Genomic DNA, 20,199 nt, shown 5'->3' on the forward strand with positions numbered 1-20,199 from the left:
ACTATGGAATTTGATTTTTTATCACCTGTTGATAATGAAATTATACAATATGTAAGTTCGCTTTCAACTCAAAACATGGGAAGTAAAGTGGCTTTTCATACCGATAAAGATTTTCCCGATTTAGATAAAATTAAGATTGCTATAATTGGTGTTCCAGAAAATCGTGGCGATAAAAAAGCTTATCAGGAATCCAATTTAGAATACGTTAGAAAAGAATTCTACAGTTTATTTCCAGGTAATTGGCAGAGTTCAATAGCCGATTTAGGAGATATTCTTCCTGGTAATTCATTAGAAGATACTTTTTTTGCTTTGAAAAAAGTAGCTTCAAGATTGTTGAAAAAAGGAATTTTGCCAATTGTTATCGGTGGAAGCCAAGATTTAATCTATCCTTTATATAGAGCTTACGATGATTTGGAACAAATGGTAAATTTAGTTTCTATTGATTCAAAGTTTGATTTTGGTAAACAAGACGGAAGCATTTCGTCAGATTCATATATGTCAAAAATTATTGTTGACGAACCAAATAATCTTTTCAATTACTGTAATATTGGCTATCAAACTTATTTTAATTCACAAGAAGAAATAGATTTGATTGAAAAATTGTATTTCGATGCCTATAGATTAGGGGAAATTTCAAGTAATATTTCTTTGGCTGAACCAGTTTTGAGAGATGCCGATTTGGTAAATATAGATTTAACAACAATAAAAACATCAGACTCAGGAAATTTTACTAATTTTACGCCTAACGGTTTTAATGGTAAAGAGATATGTAGTTTGGCGCGTTATGCCGGAATTAGTGATAAGGTAAGTTGTTTTGGAGTATTTAACCATGATAATTCAAAACAAGAATCGGTATTAATTGCCCAGATAATATGGTATTTTATAGAAGGATTTAATTTTCGTTCTAATGAATATCCATTTGGCAGTAAAGAATTGTATTCTAAATATATAGTTCCGCTTGAAGAGGAAGAATTAGTGTTTTACAAGAGTAATAAAACAGAACGTTGGTGGATTGAAATACCTTTTTTTTCAGTCTCACACAATAAACTGAAAAAAAATACGTTATTACCTTGTTCACATGAAGAATATTTAGTTGCATGTAATCAAGAGATACCAGAAAGATGGTGGAAAGCGCAAAGAAAAAACATTCTTTAGTGTTAAAATGAAGTTTTTAAAAATACTAATAAAGATAAATTAAATTTATTTTCATAAGAATTAGTTTATAAAATAAATGAAAAAATGCATTTAATCGATATAATTTAGCTTTTTAACGATAAAAAGTTTTTTTATTTCAAGAAATAAATTTAGTTTTGACGTGTTAATTATTTTTTAATTAATAATTGTTTTTTTGAAAAATTATAAATAGGTTTACGCCCTTAAAAATTGAGTATTCAAATAACCCCAATTTATATGAAGAAGTTCATCGCATTTGCATCTGTTTTAGCTTTATTAACAAGCTGTGGACGTTCTAACGACAAAGGTGAGTTAGTAGGTGTTAAAGGAAAGAAATGGCATCCAGAAAAGCCTTATGGAATGACGTTAGTTCCTGGTGGAGCGTTTATTATGGGTAAATCAGATGATGATTTAGCTAATATACAGGATGCGCCAACCAAGACTGTAACTGTTCGTGCATTTTACATGGACGAAACAGAAATTACAAACAGTGAGTATCGTCAATTCGTGGAATGGGTAAAAGACTCTATTATTAGAGTACGTTTAGCTGTTTTTGCAGATGAACAAGGTATGACTGCTGGTTCTGGTAAAGGTGGAAAAGGTGGAAGTATTGGTGATTTTGCATTTGCTGATGCAGATCCTGCTAAAATGACTCCTTACGACAAATATATGTATGAAAACTACTATAGTGTTGGAACAGATGATGATCCATATGCGGGTAGAAGATTGAATAAGAAAATAAAATTAATTACTGATACAAGTAAGTATCCAGATGAGTTTTATACAGAAGTTATGGACTCTATGTATTTGCCGTTAGCAGAATCATTTAATGGTTTGAGAACAATTGATGTTCGTAAATTGGAATTCAGATATTCTTACATGGATATTCAAGCTGCTGCAAAAGCAAAAGTGGGTAAAAGAAGTAAATTTATTAAAACAGAAAAAGCACAAATATATCCTGATACAACAGTATGGATTAAAGATTTTGCTTACTCATATAATGAGCCAATGCATAATGATTATTTCTGGCATCAAGCTTATGGGGATTATCCGGTAGTTGGAGTGAGTTGGAAACAAGCAAAAGCATTTTGTGCCTGGAGAACTTTGAATAAAAATGCTTACATTAAATCTAAAAAGAAGAAAAAAGATTTAATTAATACCTTTAGATTACCAACAGAAGCAGAATGGGAATATGCTGCTCGTGGTGGTTTAGAATCTGGAGCATATCCTTGGGGTGGACCTTACACTAAAAACGATAGAGGTTGTTTCTTGGCTAACTTCAAACCAAATAGAGGAGATTATGCAGCCGATGAAGCTTTGTATACAGTAGAAGCAAAATCGTATGATCCAAACGGATATAATCTTTATAATATGGCAGGAAACGTTGCAGAGTGGACAGATTCGTCGTATGATGCTGCAGCTTATGAATATGTTTCTTCTATGAATCCAAATGTTCCGGATAACAAGAACATGAGAAAAGTGGTTCGTGGTGGTTCTTGGAAAGACGTTTCGTATTTCTTGCAAGTTTCAACAAGAGATTTTGAATACGCAGATACAGCAAGAAGCTACATCGGATTCAGAACTGTTCAAGATTATATGGGAACTCAAGTAACAGGAAAAGCTCCTAGAAAATAGTAAATTAACCAACTTAATTATATTAACTTAACTAACTAAATTTTTTTTATTATGGCATTATTATCACCAAAAGTAATGAACTTCGCCTACGGTATGGGTGCGGCAATTGTAATCATCGGAGCTTTATTTAAAATTGCTCACTTTGAGTTTGGACCGTTGACAGGTACTGTGATGTTAACTATAGGACTAGTAACTGAAGCATTGATTTTCGCAATTTCTGCGTTTGAAGCTCCAGCAAAAGAAATCGATTGGTCATTAGTATATCCAGAATTAGCTGGAGGAGAAGCTAAACCAAGAGACAAGAAAAAAGAAGATCCAGCAGATGCTCAAGGTTTATTGTCTCAAAAATTAGACAACATGTTGAAAGAAGCTAAAATTGATGGTCAATTAATGGAAAGCTTAGGAAACAGCATCAAAAACTTTGAAGGAGCAGCAAAAGCTATTTCTCCAACAGTTGACTCAGTTGCTTCTACTAAAAAATATGCAGAAGAAATGACTAAAGCAGCTACACAATTAGAAACTTTAAATGGTTTATACCAAGTTCAATTGCAAAGTGCTGAAAGAAATGCAGCAATCAACAATGAAGTTGCTGAAAACAATTTAAAATTAAAAGATCAAATGCAATCACTAACATCAAACTTGTCTTCTTTGAACAATGTTTATGGTGGAATGTTGTCTGCAATGAGTAATAGATAATTAGTTTTTTAACTATATTTTACTAACAAAATACTAATAAACTAATTAAGAAAAAATGGCAGGAGGAAAATTAACCCCTAGACAGAAGATGATTAACCTGATGTACTTGGTTTTCATCGCAATGTTGGCAATGAATATGTCAAAAGAAGTTCTTTCGGCTTTTGGCTTGATGAACGAAAGATTTGAAGGTGCTACTAATTCAGCTAAAGCTAATAATGAGCAAATGCTTCAGGCTTTAGATGCGAAAGCAGCAGAAGCAAAGGGAGAATTTATTGGGGCAGCAGCTACAGCTCATAAAGTAGAAGCAGCTACAAAAAAATTCTACGATTTCGTTGGAACTTTAAAAGAAGAAGTTCTTAAAGGAGTAGAAGCTGAAGATGGTAAATTACCATACGAAGCAATGGATAAGGCAGATAATCTTGATCACAGCTGGTTTACAGGTGATGGTTATACTGCAAGAGGAAAAGAAGTTTTAGCAGCTATTGAAACTTATAAATCTGATTTAAAATCAGCATTAAGTGATAAAAAATACGCTCCAATTTTAAATGAAATTAATGCTAAATTTGATTTAGCAGATGTAGCAAATAAAGAAGGTGTTAAAATTAAATTTTTAGATTATCATTTTAAAGGTTTCCCGGCAATCGCTTCATTAGCTAAGTTATCGGCTTGGCAAAATGATGCTAAAAAAGCAGAGTCTGATGTAATCAGTGCTGCTTTAGGAAAAGCTGCTGTTCAAGCTGCTTCTTATAGCAACTATCAAGCAATTGTTGCTTTAGATAAAAACGTTTATTTTCAAGGTGAACCTGTAACTGGTAAAGTTGTTTTAGGTCGTTATGATGAAAATACTAAACCAACTTCATTCTCAGGTCCAGGTAAATTAGTGAATGGACAAGCTGTTATATCTTTAACTGCTGGAGCTGTCGGAGAGCAATCTATTAACGGTCAATTTACATTTGTGGAAGATGGGAAAACGATTCCTTTAAAATTCCAAGGAAAATATGTAGTTGTTCCTCGTCCAAATTCAGCAAATATTTCTGCTGATAAAATGAACGTAGTATATAGAGGTTTAGATAATCCAATGACTATTTCCTTTGCTGGGATTGGTGATAACTTTGTTAACGCTTCTGCTCCAGGTTTAGTGAAAGCAGGTGGTAATGGTAAATATAACTTAAAACCTCAGAGTGGTACTGAAGTTACGGTTTCTGTAAGTGGAAAAATGACTGACGGTAAAACAGTTACTGATAAGAAAGTATTTAGAATTAAAAATATTCCTCCACCAGCTGGTGCAATTGGAGGTGGAACAGGAGTGCAAAAAGGTGCAAAATCTCGTTTAGAAGTTTCTCAGGTTTCGGCTAAATTAGAAGACTTTTTATATGACTTAAATTTCCAAGTTACTCAATTTACTTTTAAAGTTCCAGGACAAGCTGCAATTGTAGTTAATGGAGATAGAGTAGACGGTAGATGTAAAGCAGCTTTGGCAAGAGTTACACGTGGTGATCAAGTTACAATTTCTGATATCAAGACTAAACTTGTTGGAGCAAATATTTCTATTCCAACCGCTGCACCAGTAATTTATGAAATACAATAATAATTTGAGTTAGTATTACCTACTTAAATAACTTATAATTAAAAACATGAAAATTAAAAATCTTTTATTCGTTGCTTTTGTACTAGCTGGTTCTTTAACTGTTTCAGCTCAGTCAAATCTGTTGAATGCCAAAACTCCTGATGAGATTGGTAAGAAAACAGAGGCGCAGTTAAACTCTGATAATGACAAACCACTGCCTTATGGTTATGTGCATGATAGAGATGTATTGATGGGTAAAACGATATGGGAATTTATCGATATCGATGAGCGAATCAATTTTCCATTATATTATCCTATTGATACTGCATTTGTAGGTAAAGATAGAAGATCATTATTTGACGTTTTAGTAAAAAATATTAAAAATGGTAAGATTACCGAAGTATATGCCGATGATTATTTTAATATAAAAAAATCAATTGGTGATATGGCTTCAACATTTACATATATTGATACTATTCCAGCAGGACACGATGAGATTAATAATTATTATGATGACTATAAGTCAGGTAAAAAAGTATTGGATCCGCAATATATCAATAAGACTGAGTTAGGAGCGGATTTTATTGCTGGTTATAAAATTAAAGGGTATTGGTATTTTGATAAGCGTCAAGGTGAATTGAAATACAGATTATTAGCCATTTGTCCAGTTGCACCTGAAGCGCGTGAAATTGGTAAAGATAATCCAGACGTAATTGATTTGTTTTGGGTGTATTTCCCTGCAGCAAGAGATGTTCTGCACGAAGCCAAAGCTTTTAATGATAAGAACTCCGCAATGCCAATAACATTTGACCACTTGTTAAATTCCCGTAGGTTTAATGGAGTAATTTACAAGGAAGAGAATGTTTACGGCGATAGAGAAATTCAACAGTATATGAAAGATAACTCTCAAATGCAGTTGTTAGAATCGGAAAGAATTAAAGAGAAGATTCGCAGTTTCGAATCAGATATGTGGAATTACTAGTAGGTAACTCAATTAAAAATATAAAACTCTCATCAAATCGATGAGAGTTTTTTTAGTTTATAAATTATGCTAGATTATATTATTGTTGGTTCAGGTTTGGCTGGAATTGCTTTTGCCGAAATGCTTTTAGAAAATAATAAGAGTTTTGTGTTTTTCGAAAATCAATCTCAAAAATCTACTCGAATTGCTGGCGGTTTATATAATCCAGTTATTTTAAAACGATTTAGCGAAGTCTGGAATGCTAAACAGCAACTTGTTTTGGCTTTTGATTTTTATGCTAAAATTGAAACTAAATTAAATGTAAAAGTAGATTTTAGAACACCAATCTATAGGAAATTCTTTTCTGTAGAGGAACAAAATAATTGGTTCATTGCTGCTGATAAACCAAATCTTTCGCCTTTTCTTTCAACGGAAATCATAAAGAATAACTATCCCGGAATTGAATCGCCTTTTGGTTATGGTGAAGTGTTACAAACAGGTTATGTTGATACGGCTTTGCTCTTGGATGTATATCACAAGTATTTAGAGCAAATAAATAGTTTAAGAAAAGAAACGTTTAATTATAAAACCATTGAATTCTTTGAAGATTATATTCAATATGACAACCTAAAAGCAAAAAAAATTGTCTTTGCTGAAGGTTTTGGGATGCATTCTAATCCATTTTTTAATTATTTACCATTAGATGGAACCAAAGGCGAATTATTTATCATTAAAGCACCCGATTTGAAAATTGATGTGATCATCAATACGAGTGTATTTATTTTGCCTTTGGGAAATGATTTGTTTAAAGTTGGTGCAACTTATAATTGGAAAGATAAAACCGATTTGCCAACCGTTGAAGGAAAACAAGAATTAGTTGAAAGAATAAAGGAAATCGTCAATTGTGATTTTGAAATAGTTGAGCATTTTGCAGGTGTTCGTCCAACGGTAAACGATAGAAGACCATTACTTGGTTTACATCCTAAACATAAAAATCTCTATGTTTTGAATGGACTAGGAACTCGTGGCGTAATGCTTGCTCCAGCTATGGCAAAAGATTTATTCGATTATATTGAATGTAATAAACCTTTGGATAAGACGATTGATATAAAACGATATAATCTTAGATAGTTTCAAAATAAAAAAAACACAAAGCCATCGCTTTGTGTTTTTTAGTGTATTGGAATTTATAGTGGTTTATCTAATTTCTTGATTTAAAATTAAATCGATGTATAAATTGATTTTGTTTTTCAGTTCTTTTCTATGAGCAATAAAGTCAAGGAAACCGTGTTCAAGAACGAATTCTGCGGTTTGGAAACCTTCTGGTAAATCTTTTCCTGTGGTATCGCGAACAACTCTTGGTCCAGCAAAACCAATCAAAGCACCAGGTTCAGAAATATTAATATCACCAAGCATTGCATAAGAAGCCGTTGTTCCACCAGTGGTTGGATCAGTACACAATGAAATGTATGGAATTTTTGCTTCGGCTAGTTGAGCTAATTTTGCCGAAGTTTTTGCCAACTGCATTAATGATAATGCTGCTTCCATCATTCTCGCTCCACCTGATTTTGAAATCATTACAAAAGGAATATTGTTTTTGATAGAGTAATCAATTCCACGTGAGATTTTTTCTCCAACAACTGCACCCATTGAACCTCCAATGAAAGCAAAATCCATACAGCAAACGACTAAATCTTTTCCTTTTGATTTTCCAACACCAGTTCTAACAGCATCATTCAAACCAGTTTTGCTGATAACATCTTTTAAACGGTCGGAATATTTTTTTGTATCCACAAAATTTAGTGGATCTTTTGAAGTCATTTTTGCGTCTAATTCTTTGAATTCATTGTTGTCAAACAAGATTTCGAAGTATTCTTTACTACCGATTCTAACATGAAAATCATCTTCTGGACTAACCCAAAGGTTTCGTGCTAGTTCATCGGTATCAATAATTTTTCCTGTTGGAGATTTATACCAAAGTCCTTTTGGAACATCTTTCTTATCTTCGGTTGCGGTAGTAATACCTTTTTCTTTTCTTTTAAACCAAGCCATAATTCTTGAAGTTAGAAGTAAGAAAATAGAGTTTAGAATAAAAAACGAAGTTCTAAATTCTAAACTCTAAATTCTAAATTATTATAATGTATTAACGTTATTTAAGTCAGCAAATGCTTGTTCTAATCTTTTGTTGAAAGTCATTTCGCCTTCGCGTATCCATTTTCTTGGATCATAGTGTTTTTTGTTTGGAGAATCTGCTCCATCTGGACTTCCAATTTGAGTTTTTAAATACTCAATTTTTGAAGTCATATAATCGCGAATTCCTTCTGTGAAAGCAAATTGTAAGTCGGTATCAATGTTCATTTTGATTACTCCATAACCAATTGCTTCTCTAATTTCTTCTAAAGTTGAACCAGAACCACCGTGGAAAACAAAATCAACTGGATTGTGACCAGTATTGAATTTATTTTGAACATAATCTTGAGAGTTTTTCAAGATTTTTGGAGTTAATTTTACGTTTCCTGGTTTGTAAACTCCGTGAACGTTTCCAAAAGCTGCAGCGATACTGAATTTTGGAGAAACTTTCATAAGTTCTTCATAAGCATAAGCTACTTCTTCTGGTTGCGTATATAATTTTGAACTGTCAACATCTGAGTTATCAACGCCATCTTCTTCGCCACCTGTAATTCCCAATTCGATTTCAAGTGTCATACCCATTTTACTCATTCGAGCTAAATATTCTTTACAGATTTCGATGTTTTCTTCAATTGGTTCTTCTGATAAATCAATCATGTGCGAAGAAAATAACGGCTTTCCTGTTTCGGCAAAATGTTTTTCAGAAGCATCTAATAAACCATCAATCCATGGTAAAAGATTTTTTGCACAGTGGTCAGTGTGAAGAATTACGGTTGCACCATAAGCTTCTGCCAAAGTATGAACGTGTTTTGCTCCAGCAATTCCACCAAGAATAGCTGCTTTTTGACCTTCGTTTGAAAGACCTTTTCCAGCATTGTAAGCTGCGCCACCATTAGAAAATTGAATAATAACTGGTGCATTTAATTTTGCAGCAGTTTCTAAAACGCCATTAATGGTGCTAGAACCTATAACGTTTACAGCTGGAAGGGCAAAGCCTTTTTGTTTTGCATAGTTGAAAATTTCTTGCACTTGGTCGCCAGTTGCAACTCCAGGTTTGATATTATGAGCCATTGTTATGTGTTGTTTAAAAGTTAATTTTTAATTAATGGGTTACAAAAATAATAATTTCTAATTTTAGAATGGATAATTTATCCCGATATTTAAAACAGATTTGTCAAAGCGCATCTCTTTTAGCCATCTTTGGTTTTCAGGACGAGCAGGATTGTAGGTCTTGAAACCCATGTCAATTCTAACGATGAAGAAGTTGAAATCGTACCTGAACCCGAAACCAGTACCAACGGCAATGTTTTTCAGTGATTTGAAACCTTCGAAGATAGCTTCTTCAGCAATGGTATTATCTAAAACATTCCAAATATTACCCACATCAGAGAATAGAGCGCCGTTTAGTTTTTGAAAAATATTAAAGCGATATTCTGCACTTAAAGCAATTTTCATATTGGCTTCGTTAAAATCGAGAACGCTACCGCTAGCTCCAGGACCAAGACTATAAGATTGCCAAGCGCGATTGTCATTTGAACCGCCACCAAAATAACTTCGGGAGAAAGGAATATCATCAGAATTTCCATAAGGAATGGCGATGCCAAAGAAGGTTCGGGTTGCAAAAACGCTTCGTTTGAATAAACTCCAATGTTTGATATACTCGAATTCGGTTTTTAGATATTGTGAAAATTCTACATCAAAAATAGTATTTGAACCACCTTGATTTTGAAGTTGTTTTGAAGCGCGAGCAATTAAAGAAAGTAAATTTCCAGCCGACTCGAATTTTGCTTTAAAAACATAGAAATCATTATCGGTTAAATCGATTTTTGATGTTTTTGAATAAGCAATATTAGAGGCAAAGATTAGGTTGTTTTCCGTTAAACGCGCTTGTCTTTCTAGGATACTCAAAACCGATTTTGCATCGGATGCTGTAACTCCTAAAGGATTTCCGGCATCAAAAACCTGATTGTAAAAACCTAAAACACCTTCTTCAATGATTAGATTTCCATCTTCATTTAGTAAACTTGGATTTACAGGATAATTTTCGGAAATATTGTTCAAAGCATTGTAAGACGAGCGATAAATATTGAAATAATTAGACGGATTTAAGTTTTTAACAAACTGAATATTAATTAAATCCAGTTTGAAAGTGGTGTTTCTTTTTGGAGTCCAATTATAGGAAAGTGAACTGGTAAAGTTTTGTTTATCCAAACCTACATTTCGTTGTTTAGCATAACCAACGCTGAATGTCGTATAAGGTATCATCGTTTTTGGAATGATTTTATCGGTATTAAACGGCAACAGCAAACGCGGAAAATTAAGTCGGGAATCGATACCAATTTCGGAGATGTTGAAGAAATTATTATTAGGATTTGCCATGTCGCGTGACGAACCAATATTTCCTCTAAAACCAATGTCAAAAGTTTCGGCACCATTAAAAACGTTTCGAATGGTTAATGAAGTATTTCCCGAAATACCAAAATCTTGAATATTGGAATGCGTAAAATCGGTAGAAAAACCAAATGTATATTTTTTTCTTGGGGTTAAAAAGATATTGGCAATCAATCCGTTTTCGTCATTTTTGTCTGGAACATATTGAATTAACGGATAGTTGAAAACTTTTAAATTACTCAAATATTTTGAGGTTACAGCAGTTCTAAAATCGGAGAAATAGTTTCCTTTGTTTACAAAAACTCCATTCGTCAACGATTTTGGTTTGTATTTTAGTTTTTCAACACTGTATAAAGTAAAGTCGTTATATGTAGTGCTATCGGTGATTTTTGCGTTAGGATTTGCAGTGTTATGATCGGTATAAATATTTACTTTGTTGATTTTGTAAAGTTTAAAACCAATAGAAGTAACACTGTCTTCCGTTCTAACTCTTTGGTCTTCAATACTAATATTGATGTTTGGACGGTGTTTTTTATTGTTTAGCGTATCGATTACAAAATTTACATAGTTTTTTTGAAAATAAAATGCGCCATTATTTCTAAAATCTTCGGTGATTCGTTTGCTTTCTTCTTCAAAAATATTGGTATCAAATTGTTGTCCTTTGAAAATTAAGGAATTCTTTTTTCTTGATTGGTATATAGAATCAAGCGGTTTACTTGGAATAGTAGCATAGATTGAGTCGAGAATATACGGTTTACCTTTGGTAACGTTATAGTTTATTTTTACTTTTTTTGGTGCGATGCTGTCAATTTTAAAATCGGTTTTGGCATCAAAATAACCTTTGTTTTTAAAATAGGAATTCAGTCTTTTTGCTGAACGTTTTGTGCTCGAAGTGTCAAGAATAATTGGAGCTTCGCCAGTTTTCTTTAAAAAATTATGAATTCCGCTGTACCAAAATGATTGCCCAAGACGTTTAACTTGTTTTCGAGATAACCATTTGGCTTTTCGAGCATATTTTTTTGGATTGTTGATGTATTTTGCTCTATAAATGGAATCGGTTTTTTCTTTGGCAAGGTTGTAAATATTCAATCGAAGCGGATAACCAAGCAAAGCTGTATTTTGTTTTTGATACAACTGATTGAGAACATCTTCGTTCTTGTCTTTTTTTTCGTCAACAAGAATAGTGTTGTTCGTGAGTAGTTTTCTTCCGTTGGGAACTTTTTTTGTAGAGTTACATCCAACAAAAATGAAGGCTAATAGAATAATAAATGATATTTTTGTGCTGAAAAGTTTCAAAGGTTGCAAAAATTTAATTCAAAAATAAACTATTTATGGTTAGCAAAAACCAAATTAAATGGATAACTAGTCTTCAACTGAAAAAATATCGGTTAGAAAATCAACTTTTCATTGCCGAAGGTGTAAAAGTAATTCAAGAATTATTACAATCAAATTTTGTGCTAGAAGATTTATTTGCAACTGAGGAAGTTTTTAATTCGTTTTCGGTCAATAATAAAACGGTTGTAACCGAAGCCGAAATGAAAAAAATTACGGCTTTGTCATCGCCAAGCAGTTGTTTAGCTGTTTTTCAAATGCCAAAAGAAACAAAAATTTCCAACCAAGGATTAATTGTGGCGCTCGACGATATTCGTGATCCAGGAAATTTAGGAACGATAATCCGTTTGTGTGATTGGTTTGGCATTGAGCAAATGATTTGTTCAAAGGAAACGGTTGATGTTTTTAATCCAAAAGTAGTTCAGGCAACAATGGGTTCGCTTGCTCGTGTAAATATTCAGTATTTGGATATTCAAGAATTTATTTCCAATAGTAGTTTACCCATTTTTGGTACTTTTATGGATGGAAATAACATCTATTCCGAAGATTTACCAAATGATGGAATAATTATCTTTGGAAACGAAGCTAACGGAATTTCAGCCGAAATAGAAAAATTGGTTACTAATAGAATAGCCATTCCGCGTTTTGGTAAATTACAAAAAACCGAAAGTTTAAATGTAGCAACGGCAACAGCAATTATACTGAGTGAATTTTGTCGACGATTATAATGATTTTAATGAAAAGTAAAATTGATTAAAACTGCTCTGGTTTTCATCGATTCAACATTTCCAGTCCAAGGACTATCAGGATTGTTATCGCGAATTAATTCATCATTAAATCCGAAAACGCCTCGAATTGATGGTGAAAATTTGAAATATTCAAAGTATAAATCAATTCCAAAACCAATTTCATAGTTTTGTGTCCAAGGTTTTACTCTAAATCGTTGTTGGTAATTATCATCGTCAGATTTTGAATTACTCGAAAGGTTTAAAGTGGTAGAAACGCCGCCAACCAAATATGGACGAACATTTCCAGTTCTTAGCGAAGAAAATTTTAGTAGTAAAGGGAAATTAATATAGGTTGCTTTAACCTCTCGAATAGCATCTCTATCATTTGTAAAACCAGAATAGGTTAACGTTCTTGAAGCATAATATAATCCTGGTTCAAAACGTAAATCGATATATTCATGCAAACGAAGATTTCCAACCAAACCAACATTAAAACCGGTTTGACCTTTAACGTTAATATCGTTTCCAACGGTTTTATAATCGGTTTTAAAATCAAAACTACTAAATCCAAGAAAATAACCCCAATGAACACGTTGTCTATCAAAGTTTTCAAGGTTGATGATAGGATCTTTTGAAAAAAGACTTTGCCCAAATTGTGCAAAGATTTGAGATGTTATCAGTAGAAATAGTATGCAGAATAGTCTTTTCATTTAGAGAAAATCTTCAAAAATTATTTTTTTGTTGCTGTGTAAATTGTAGCAACTCCAAATGTTTGTGGCAAAGCTACACAATCTATAAACGAAACTTTTCTCAAAATATTGTTCAGTTTTTCGCCAAAAGGAAAATTTGCCGCCGAAGTGGAAAGATAACCATAAGCATTTTTATCTTTTGAAAAGATTTTTCCAATCAAAGGCAATATCATTTTGGTATAAAATGAATAACCTTGCTTAAAAGGAAATTTAGTTGGAACTGAAGTTTCGAGAATAACAAAAACACCACCAGGTTTTAATACACGATAAATTTCGGCCAAACCTTTTTCTAAAGTTTCAAAATTTCGAATACCAAACGAAACGGTAATGGCATCAAAATAATTGTCAGGAAACGGAATGTTTTCGCTATCGCCAACCACCATTTCTATTTTATCTGAAAGGTTTTGAGTAGCTATTTTTTTCTTTCCAACTTCAAGCATTCCAACAGAAAGATCAAGTCCAACAATTTTTTTTGCCGAAGTTTTTGTCATTAAAATAGCTAAATCACCAGTTCCAGTAGCAATATCGAGAATGTTTTCAGGATTTTTTTCAGCAACAAGAGCAACTACTTTTTTTCTCCATTTTACATCAATTCCAAGTGAAATTACTCGATTTAAATCGTCATAATTACCCGAAATAGTGTCAAACATTTGGGTAACTTGTTCTTTTTTTCCTAGCGATGAATCTTTGTATGGAGTTATATTTTTTGACATTTTACAATTTTTGACAAATATAGCGCATTATTTTATTGCTTGGAAACATAGGTTTGAAAACAAAAGTCATAAGCGTGTTTTTCGTCTTTTGCATGAAATTCTTCTGAAACTAATTTCCATTTTGTAATATCAATTTCGGGGAAAAAAGTATCGGCTTCAAACGAATGAAACACTTTGGTGATTTCTAATTTATCGGCAAAATCGATTGATTGATTGTAAATTTCGCCACCACCAATTACATAAACATCTTCGTCTTTTGGACAAACAGCAATAGCTTTTTTCAAACTATCCACAACGATGCAGTTTTCTGCGGTGTAATTTTTTTGTCGTGTGATGATTACATGTGTTCTGTTGGGTAATGGTTTTGGAAAACTTTCAAAAGTTTTTCTTCCCATGATGATGTAATGACCAGTTGTTAAGGTTTTAAATCGTTTAAAATCATTGGGTAAATGCCAAATTAGTTGGTTGTCTTTTCCTAATTCGTTGTTCATCCCAATGGCTGCAATGGCTATAATCATGTTGTGGTTGATTTAGAATTTTCTAAATCATTTTTTAGTTGTTCAATTTTTTTGGTTTGTTTCAACATTAGTTTGTCAATTTGAGCTCTTTCCCAGTTTTTGTTCATAAAGCTGTCAGTGATAAAAACTTTAATTCCGTGAAGCACAAAAAGGAAAATCCATATGGTAACTGCCCAAATCCACCAATTTTTTTCGGGATAAAATGACAGCCAATTATTAGCGATGAATAAAAAAATACTACCTAAGAATAAAAGTATAAAATGAAAATACAAGCGTTTTTTTTGCTTAATTCTTTCTTTAGCATATTCATAAATTTCGTGTTGATCTCTATCCATAAGTCAAAATTGTGCAATAAATATAGAATATATTTTTAAAATAGAAAAATTTCAATTTAAGATATTTTATTAAGAAAACGATTTCTTAATGTGGTATCAAAAATATATTTACTCATATTTTGATAATTTTCTTTTTAAAAGCCTTGGTTTTTAACAATTTGGTAAAAATTAAATACGTTGTTGAACGTATGAAAAAATGATGTTTCTTTGCTTCAGTAATCTATAAATGAATTAGTTATGTCTATCAAAAAACAATTTATAAAAACAAAACCAGTATGCAAAGTTACCTTTTCTATTGAAGCGAAAGATGCAAAGTTTGCAGCAGTTGTTGGTGATTTTAATAATTGGAATCCAAAAGAAGGTGAATTGTCAAAATTAAAAAATGGAACTTTTAAAGGACTTTTCGAAGTGCCAAAAGATTCTACATATGAATTCAAATATTTAGTTGATGGTGCTTACATCAACGATCCAGAAGCAGACAGTTATGTTTATAATGACTTTGCTGGTTCTGAAAACAGTGTGGTTACTGTATAAGTTTTATTGGTTTAGTGAAAAATCCGTTGTTTGTTTGTTGCAACGGATTTTTTTTTTAGTCATTATATAAGAAATAATAGGCTTCAATATTGTCGAGATAAACACCATCAAAACCGGCATCAATTATTTTTTTAGCATAAGAATCGTCATTGCCATAAATGATTTTTTGCCAATCTTTGTTCCAATATTCTACCCAGAACTCATTGTCATAACCATCGTATTTTTTCTTCAACCACGATGGATTTCCTAATGTCCAATCGCGTTTCCAGTAGTTTCTGTATTTTTCGGCTGCGCCAATATTCATGTAGCATACTACAAGTCGCTTTCCGCCGTTTTTCTTTTGTTTCAATTTTTCGATTTCTTCCTTTTTAAAAATAACACCGTTGTGGTATAAATCAATGAAAATCAAATCATAATTTGTATTTGAAATGGCTTCTAGAAATTTTGACTTACTGTAATAATTACTGTTGTTTATCAGGTAAAGAAAGTTTTTCACTTCTTTTAAGGATGAAATATCGTTGTTGTTCTCGTGATGTATTTTCTCGGGAATTATCGAATAATGGTAGTTTTCTTTGGTTCTAATAAAACTTATAAAACCTTCTTTTTCATTTTTATTTTGAGCATCTTTCACAAAGGATGAATCGTTCACAAACTCAGAAACCAGAATGGTTTTTTGGTCTTTTAGTTTTTGTAAAATGCCAATTCGGTATTCGTTTGGTTTAAAGGTTTCGTTATAAAAAAGTTCTTCAATCCCAAATCCATCAATGGCATTCAAATAATTTTCGTTTGGTTTTTTACTAATATCGCCATTAGTATAAGCTAATTCTTCTCCGTTTTGAGGAATAATTATAAAATTAGTGTCAAATTTTCGAGTGTATTTTGAAATGTTAATGACGAAATCTTGCATTTTTTTTGGAGAATCCTTTTGGCTAACAACAGCTTGTTTTATACTACTCGAATTACAAGTAAGTACAAAAATTGTTGCCAATCCAATAACCAAAAAAACAATTTTTTTCATAACTAAACGGCTACTTGACCTTTAATATGCGGATGCGGATCATAATCAACTAAGGTGAAATCTTCAAATTTGAAGTCGAAAATGTTTTTTACTTCAGGATTTAAAATCATTTTTGGCAATGGTCTTGGTTCGCGAGACAATTGTAATTCTACTTGTTCAAAATGATTGTTATAAATATGTGCATCGCCAAAAGTGTGAATGAATTCGCCAACTTGTAAATCACAAACTTGAGCAATCATCATAGTAAACAAAGCATAAGAAGCGATGTTGAATGGAACGCCAAGAAAAATATCAGCACTTCGTTGATATAACTGACAAGATAATTTTCCGTCGGCTACATAAAACTGGAAGAAAGCGTGACATGGAGGCAAAGCTGCTTTTCCATTAGCAACATTTTCTGCAAATGATTTTGACGTATCAGGAAGAACTGATGGATTCCAAGCGGAAACTAACATTCGTCTACTATTTGGATTATTTTTTAGCGTATCTATTAATTCGCTAATTTGGTCGATTTCTTCGCTGTTCCAATTTCTCCATTGATGACCATAAACTGGACCTAAATCGCCGTTTTCGTCAGCCCATTCGTCCCAAATTTTAACGCCATTTTCTTTTAGATAACCAATATTAGTATCGCCATTTAAAAACCATAATAGTTCGTAAATGATTGATTTTAAATGTAGTTTTTTCGTGGTAACCATTGGAAAACCTTCGGCTAAATCAAAACGCATTTGGTAGCCAAAAACACTTTTGGTTCCAGTTCCAGTTCGGTCGCCTTTTTGAGTTCCGTTTTCTAAAACGTGCTTTACTAAATCGTGGTATTGTTTCATTTTCTTAGGTTTAAAAGTTGCGAGTTTCGAGTTTCGAGTTTTTGTAGCGGGTTTCTAACTCGTAACCCGTAACCCGAAACATTCAAACCGTTTATGATTCTCGTTTTGAAATTTCGTCTCTTATTCTTGCTGCTTTTTCATAATCTTCGTCTTGAACTGCTGATTCTAGTTGAGCGTGCAATTCTGATAGACTTAATTTTGAATAACCTTCGCTTGGTTCTTTTCCTTCGCTGTCTAATCCAAATGTTTCTGGTGTTGAAAGAACGCCATCATCATCGTCGCTAGGATTTTCTAGTTCTGTTGGATTGTTTAGGTAAATTCCGGCTTTATCCAGAATGTTTTTATAGGTAAAAATTGGTGCGTTGAATCGCAATGCTAATGCAATAGCATCAGAAGTTCGGGCATCAATGATTTCTTCTATTTTGTCTCTTTCGCAAATGATACTTGAGTAAAAAACACCGTCAACTAATTTGTGAATGATGACTTGTTTTACCACAATGTCAAAACGGTCGGCAAAGCTTTTGAATAAATCGTGCGTCAATGGTCTTGGCGGTTTGATTTCTTTTTCTAATGCAATGGCGATTGATTGTGCTTCGAATGCGCCAATAACGATTGGTAGTTTTCTTTCGCCGTCAACTTCATTTAATATTAAAGCATACGCACCGTTTTGCGTTTGACTGTATGATATTCCTTTTATGGTTAGTTTTACTAAACTCATTAATTTCGTCATTGCGAGGAACGAAGCAATCTCATCCTCAAATTTTATGTTTTGTTCAGATTGTTTTTTTTGAAAACTGATTTTTATTCAATACAGTTTGTCTTTTAGCCCTGATAGCAGTGGAAATCCTTTCTTTTTTGCTAAAAAAGAAAGATTGCAACGGATAGCAGGAAAATGGAATGCAAAGTAACAAAAACTTTTCGCTTTTAAAAATAAAAAAACTACCTAAAAAAATGTTTTTTCAGATAGTTTTCGGGTTTGAGTTAGTTTTATTTTCTAGCTGTTGTTTGCTTTGAATTCTTTTAATTTTTGAGTTAATTTTGGTAGAATGTCAAAGGCATCGCCAACGATTCCGTAATCGGCAACTTTGAAAAATGGTGCTTCGGCATCGGTATTGATGACAACTTTTACTTTGGATGAGTTGATTCCGGCGATGTGTTGAATTGCTCCAGAAATTCCAACGGCAATGTATAAATTAGTTGCTACTGGTTTTCCGGTTTGTCCAACGTGTTCGCTGTGTGGACGCCAACCTAAGTCGGAAACTGGTTTTGAACATGCGGTTGCAGCGCCAAGAACGGTTGCTAATTCTTCTAGCATTCCCCAATTTTCTGGACCTTTTAATCCGCGACCGCCAGAAACTACGATATCTGCATCGGCAATAGTTACTTTTCCGGTTGTTTTTTCTACTGATTCTACTTTTACTGAGAAATCGGCATCGTTTAATGATGGAGCGAAATCTTCTTCGGATAATGAAGTTGAGCTTTCTACTAATCCGAATGAGTTTTTACCGATTGATAGTACTTTTACATCGGTTGAAATTTCGGTAATATTGAACGCTTTGTTTGAAAATGCGTTTCTTTTTACTTGAAATGGCGATGTTGAAAGTGGTAATCCAACTACGTTTGAAGCAAATCCTGCGTCTAAACCTACGGCAACAAGTGGTGCAAGGTATAAACTATCGGTTGTTGATGATAATACTATTATTTTTGAACCTTCTTTTTGAGCAGCTTGTTTGATAACATCAGCATATGCTTTTGCGTTGAAGTTGTTCAATTTGTCGTTGGTAACTTTTAGTACTTTTGAAACGCCATAGTTTGCTAATTCAGATGAATTTCCTGCGTTAACGGTTACTGCGGTTACTGTTGTTCCTAGTGAATCGGCAATTTTTTTTGCATAAGAAGCTAATTCAAAAGCTACTTTTTTGAATTTTCCTTCTGCTGATTCTGCATATATTAATAATGACATAATAATTTTAGATTTTAGATTTTAGATTTTAGATTTTTTTTGCAATCAGCATTCAAAAATCTTTAATCAGCAATCTGGTTGTTAGATAACTTTTGCTTCGTTGTGTAATGCATTTACTAATCCGTCTAAATCGTCTGCGGCAAATAATTTTACTGCCGATTTTGGAGCTGGTTTTTCAAATTTTACTGCTTTTGTGTTTACGTTTGCTCCAACTGGTTCAAGAACGGTTAACGCTTTTGTTCTTGCCGTCATAATTCCACGCATGTTTGGAATACGTAAATCTTTTTCTTCTACTAAACCTTTTTGACCACCAATTACTAATGGAAGTGAAGCCGAAATGGTTTCTTTTCCACCATCGATTTCTCTTGAAGCTTTTGCTGTTGAACCATCAACAGTTAACTCGGTACAAGAATTTACAAAGTTGTAGTTTAATAAAGCTGCCAGCATTCCTGGAACCATTCCGCCATTGTAGTCTAATGATTCTTTTCCACAGATAACTAAATCATATCCGCCATTTTTTACTACTTCGGCTAATTGTTTTGCAACAAAAAAACCATCGGTTGCCTCAGCGTTTACACGAATAGCTTCGTTTGCACCAATAGCTAATGCTTTTCTCAAAGTTGGTTCAGTATCAGCGCCACCAACATTTACCACAGTTACATTTGCACCTTGTTGTTCTTGAAACCAAATCGCTCTTGTTAGACCAAATTCGTCATTTGGATTGATAACATACTGAACGCCATTGGTATCGAATTCAGAATCGCCGTTAACAAAATTGATTTTTGAGGTAGTATCAGGCACGTGACTAATACAAACTAATATTTTCATATATTTTTGATTAAAAAATTTCTGTCCGTAAAAGTATAAAATATATTTCTAATTTTTATATGCTTGCATACTATTTTTTCAATTTTCAATCGATTTCGTAA

General features: G+C 32.9%; 20 protein-coding genes. 8 read left to right on the forward strand and 12 right to left on the reverse strand.

Going from position 1 to position 20,199, the window contains the following annotated elements; genetic code table 11:
• The first annotated feature begins 3 nt into the window (after nucleotides 1-3).
• The 6 genes from G6042_RS07275 to G6042_RS07300 all read left to right on the forward strand — a co-directional run bounded on the left by G6042_RS07275 (nucleotide 4) and on the right by G6042_RS07300 (nucleotide 7,163).
• Nucleotides 4-1,155 carry a formimidoylglutamase gene (locus G6042_RS07275; RefSeq protein WP_169523642.1) on the forward strand — a complete coding sequence of 384 codons (1,152 nt, stop codon included), beginning with the start codon at nucleotides 4-6 and terminating at the stop codon, nucleotides 1,153-1,155.
• Between the two features lie 255 nt (nucleotides 1,156-1,410).
• Nucleotides 1,411-2,808, forward strand: a complete 1,398-nt coding sequence (gene porK / locus G6042_RS07280; protein ID WP_169523643.1) for a T9SS ring complex lipoprotein PorK/GldK — start codon at nucleotides 1,411-1,413, stop codon at nucleotides 2,806-2,808.
• A 51-nt stretch (nucleotides 2,809-2,859) separates the two neighbouring features.
• Nucleotides 2,860-3,504 (forward strand): type IX secretion system motor protein PorL/GldL, encoded by a 645-nt coding sequence (gene porL / locus G6042_RS07285; RefSeq protein WP_169523644.1) that lies wholly within the window; start codon nucleotides 2,860-2,862, stop codon nucleotides 3,502-3,504.
• 55 nt (nucleotides 3,505-3,559) lie between these two features.
• Entirely contained in the window at nucleotides 3,560-5,092 is a 1,533-nt protein-coding gene (gene porM / locus G6042_RS07290) for a type IX secretion system motor protein PorM/GldM (protein WP_169523645.1), read from the forward strand.
• Between the two features lie 46 nt (nucleotides 5,093-5,138).
• Nucleotides 5,139-6,053: a type IX secretion system ring subunit PorN/GldN gene (gene porN, locus G6042_RS07295; RefSeq protein ID WP_169523646.1), complete on the forward strand. Its 915-nt coding sequence runs from the start codon at nucleotides 5,139-5,141 to the stop codon at nucleotides 6,051-6,053.
• Nucleotides 6,054-6,119: 66 nt separating this feature from the next.
• Nucleotides 6,120-7,163 (forward strand): NAD(P)/FAD-dependent oxidoreductase, encoded by a 1,044-nt coding sequence (locus G6042_RS07300; RefSeq protein ID WP_169523647.1) that lies wholly within the window; start codon nucleotides 6,120-6,122, stop codon nucleotides 7,161-7,163.
• 66 nt (nucleotides 7,164-7,229) lie between these two features.
• On the opposite strand, the gene accD is transcribed toward G6042_RS07300, so the two are convergent.
• From accD to tamL, 3 genes are all read right to left on the reverse strand, one after another.
• Nucleotides 7,230-8,084: an acetyl-CoA carboxylase, carboxyltransferase subunit beta gene (gene accD, locus G6042_RS07305; RefSeq protein WP_169523648.1), complete on the reverse strand. Its 855-nt coding sequence runs from the start codon at nucleotides 8,082-8,084 to the stop codon at nucleotides 7,230-7,232.
• Between the two features lie 81 nt (nucleotides 8,085-8,165).
• Nucleotides 8,166-9,233 carry a class II fructose-bisphosphate aldolase gene (gene fbaA, locus G6042_RS07310; RefSeq protein WP_169523649.1) on the reverse strand — a complete coding sequence of 356 codons (1,068 nt, stop codon included), beginning with the start codon at nucleotides 9,231-9,233 and terminating at the stop codon, nucleotides 8,166-8,168.
• 63 nt (nucleotides 9,234-9,296) lie between these two features.
• Nucleotides 9,297-11,849: a translocation and assembly module lipoprotein TamL gene (tamL, locus tag G6042_RS07315; RefSeq protein WP_169523650.1), complete on the reverse strand. Its 2,553-nt coding sequence runs from the start codon at nucleotides 11,847-11,849 to the stop codon at nucleotides 9,297-9,299.
• 35 nt (nucleotides 11,850-11,884) lie between these two features.
• On the opposite strand from tamL, the gene G6042_RS07320 reads away from it, so the two are divergent.
• Entirely contained in the window at nucleotides 11,885-12,613 is a 729-nt protein-coding gene (locus G6042_RS07320) for a TrmH family RNA methyltransferase (protein WP_169523651.1), read from the forward strand.
• A gap of 5 nt (nucleotides 12,614-12,618) precedes the next feature.
• Here the strand turns inward: G6042_RS07320 and porT are convergent, their stop codons facing one another.
• From porT to G6042_RS07340, 4 genes are read right to left on the reverse strand one after another with little or no spacing between them, the layout of a single operon-like run.
• Nucleotides 12,619-13,323 (reverse strand): type IX secretion/gliding motility protein PorT/SprT, encoded by a 705-nt coding sequence (gene porT / locus G6042_RS07325; RefSeq protein WP_169523652.1) that lies wholly within the window; start codon nucleotides 13,321-13,323, stop codon nucleotides 12,619-12,621.
• 20 nt (nucleotides 13,324-13,343) lie between these two features.
• Nucleotides 13,344-14,075, reverse strand: coding sequence for a bifunctional demethylmenaquinone methyltransferase/2-methoxy-6-polyprenyl-1,4-benzoquinol methylase UbiE (gene ubiE / locus G6042_RS07330; protein WP_169523653.1), 732 nt, complete (start codon nucleotides 14,073-14,075; stop codon nucleotides 13,344-13,346).
• Between the two features lie 32 nt (nucleotides 14,076-14,107).
• Entirely contained in the window at nucleotides 14,108-14,593 is a 486-nt protein-coding gene (locus tag G6042_RS07335) for a dihydrofolate reductase (protein ID WP_169523654.1), read from the reverse strand.
• Complete coding sequence (locus G6042_RS07340; RefSeq protein WP_169523655.1) at nucleotides 14,590-14,928, reverse strand: 2TM domain-containing protein; 339 nt, start codon at nucleotides 14,926-14,928, stop codon at nucleotides 14,590-14,592. The genes G6042_RS07335 and G6042_RS07340 overlap by 4 nt, the downstream gene beginning before the upstream one ends.
• A gap of 237 nt (nucleotides 14,929-15,165) precedes the next feature.
• On the opposite strand from G6042_RS07340, the gene G6042_RS07345 reads away from it, so the two are divergent.
• Complete coding sequence (locus tag G6042_RS07345; RefSeq protein ID WP_169523656.1) at nucleotides 15,166-15,462, forward strand: isoamylase early set domain-containing protein; 297 nt, start codon at nucleotides 15,166-15,168, stop codon at nucleotides 15,460-15,462.
• A 55-nt stretch (nucleotides 15,463-15,517) separates the two neighbouring features.
• Here G6042_RS07345 and G6042_RS07350 read toward each other — a convergent pair whose 3' ends face one another.
• The 5 genes from G6042_RS07350 to G6042_RS07370 all read right to left on the reverse strand — a co-directional run bounded on the left by G6042_RS07350 (nucleotide 15,518) and on the right by G6042_RS07370 (nucleotide 20,098).
• Nucleotides 15,518-16,480, reverse strand: a complete 963-nt coding sequence (locus G6042_RS07350) for an endo alpha-1,4 polygalactosaminidase (protein WP_169523657.1) — start codon at nucleotides 16,478-16,480, stop codon at nucleotides 15,518-15,520.
• A gap of 2 nt (nucleotides 16,481-16,482) precedes the next feature.
• The gene (locus G6042_RS07355; protein WP_169523658.1) at nucleotides 16,483-17,307 is read right to left on the reverse strand and encodes a thymidylate synthase; all 825 of its coding nucleotides are present in this window, start codon (nucleotides 17,305-17,307) and stop codon (nucleotides 16,483-16,485) included.
• Between the two features lie 91 nt (nucleotides 17,308-17,398).
• On the reverse strand, nucleotides 17,399-18,025 hold the full coding sequence (locus G6042_RS07360) for a bifunctional nuclease family protein (RefSeq protein ID WP_169523659.1): 627 nt from the start codon (nucleotides 18,023-18,025) through the stop codon (nucleotides 17,399-17,401).
• A gap of 276 nt (nucleotides 18,026-18,301) precedes the next feature.
• A complete protein-coding gene (locus G6042_RS07365) occupies nucleotides 18,302-19,270 on the reverse strand; it encodes an electron transfer flavoprotein subunit alpha/FixB family protein (protein ID WP_169523660.1) in 969 nt (322 codons plus the stop codon).
• Between the two features lie 81 nt (nucleotides 19,271-19,351).
• Nucleotides 19,352-20,098 carry an electron transfer flavoprotein subunit beta/FixA family protein gene (locus G6042_RS07370; protein WP_169523661.1) on the reverse strand — a complete coding sequence of 249 codons (747 nt, stop codon included), beginning with the start codon at nucleotides 20,096-20,098 and terminating at the stop codon, nucleotides 19,352-19,354.
• Nucleotides 20,099-20,199: the final 101 nt, after the last annotated feature.

Source organism: Flavobacterium solisilvae (assembly GCF_012911605.1).
Classification (GTDB): Bacteria; Bacteroidota; Bacteroidia; order Flavobacteriales; family Flavobacteriaceae; genus Flavobacterium; species Flavobacterium solisilvae.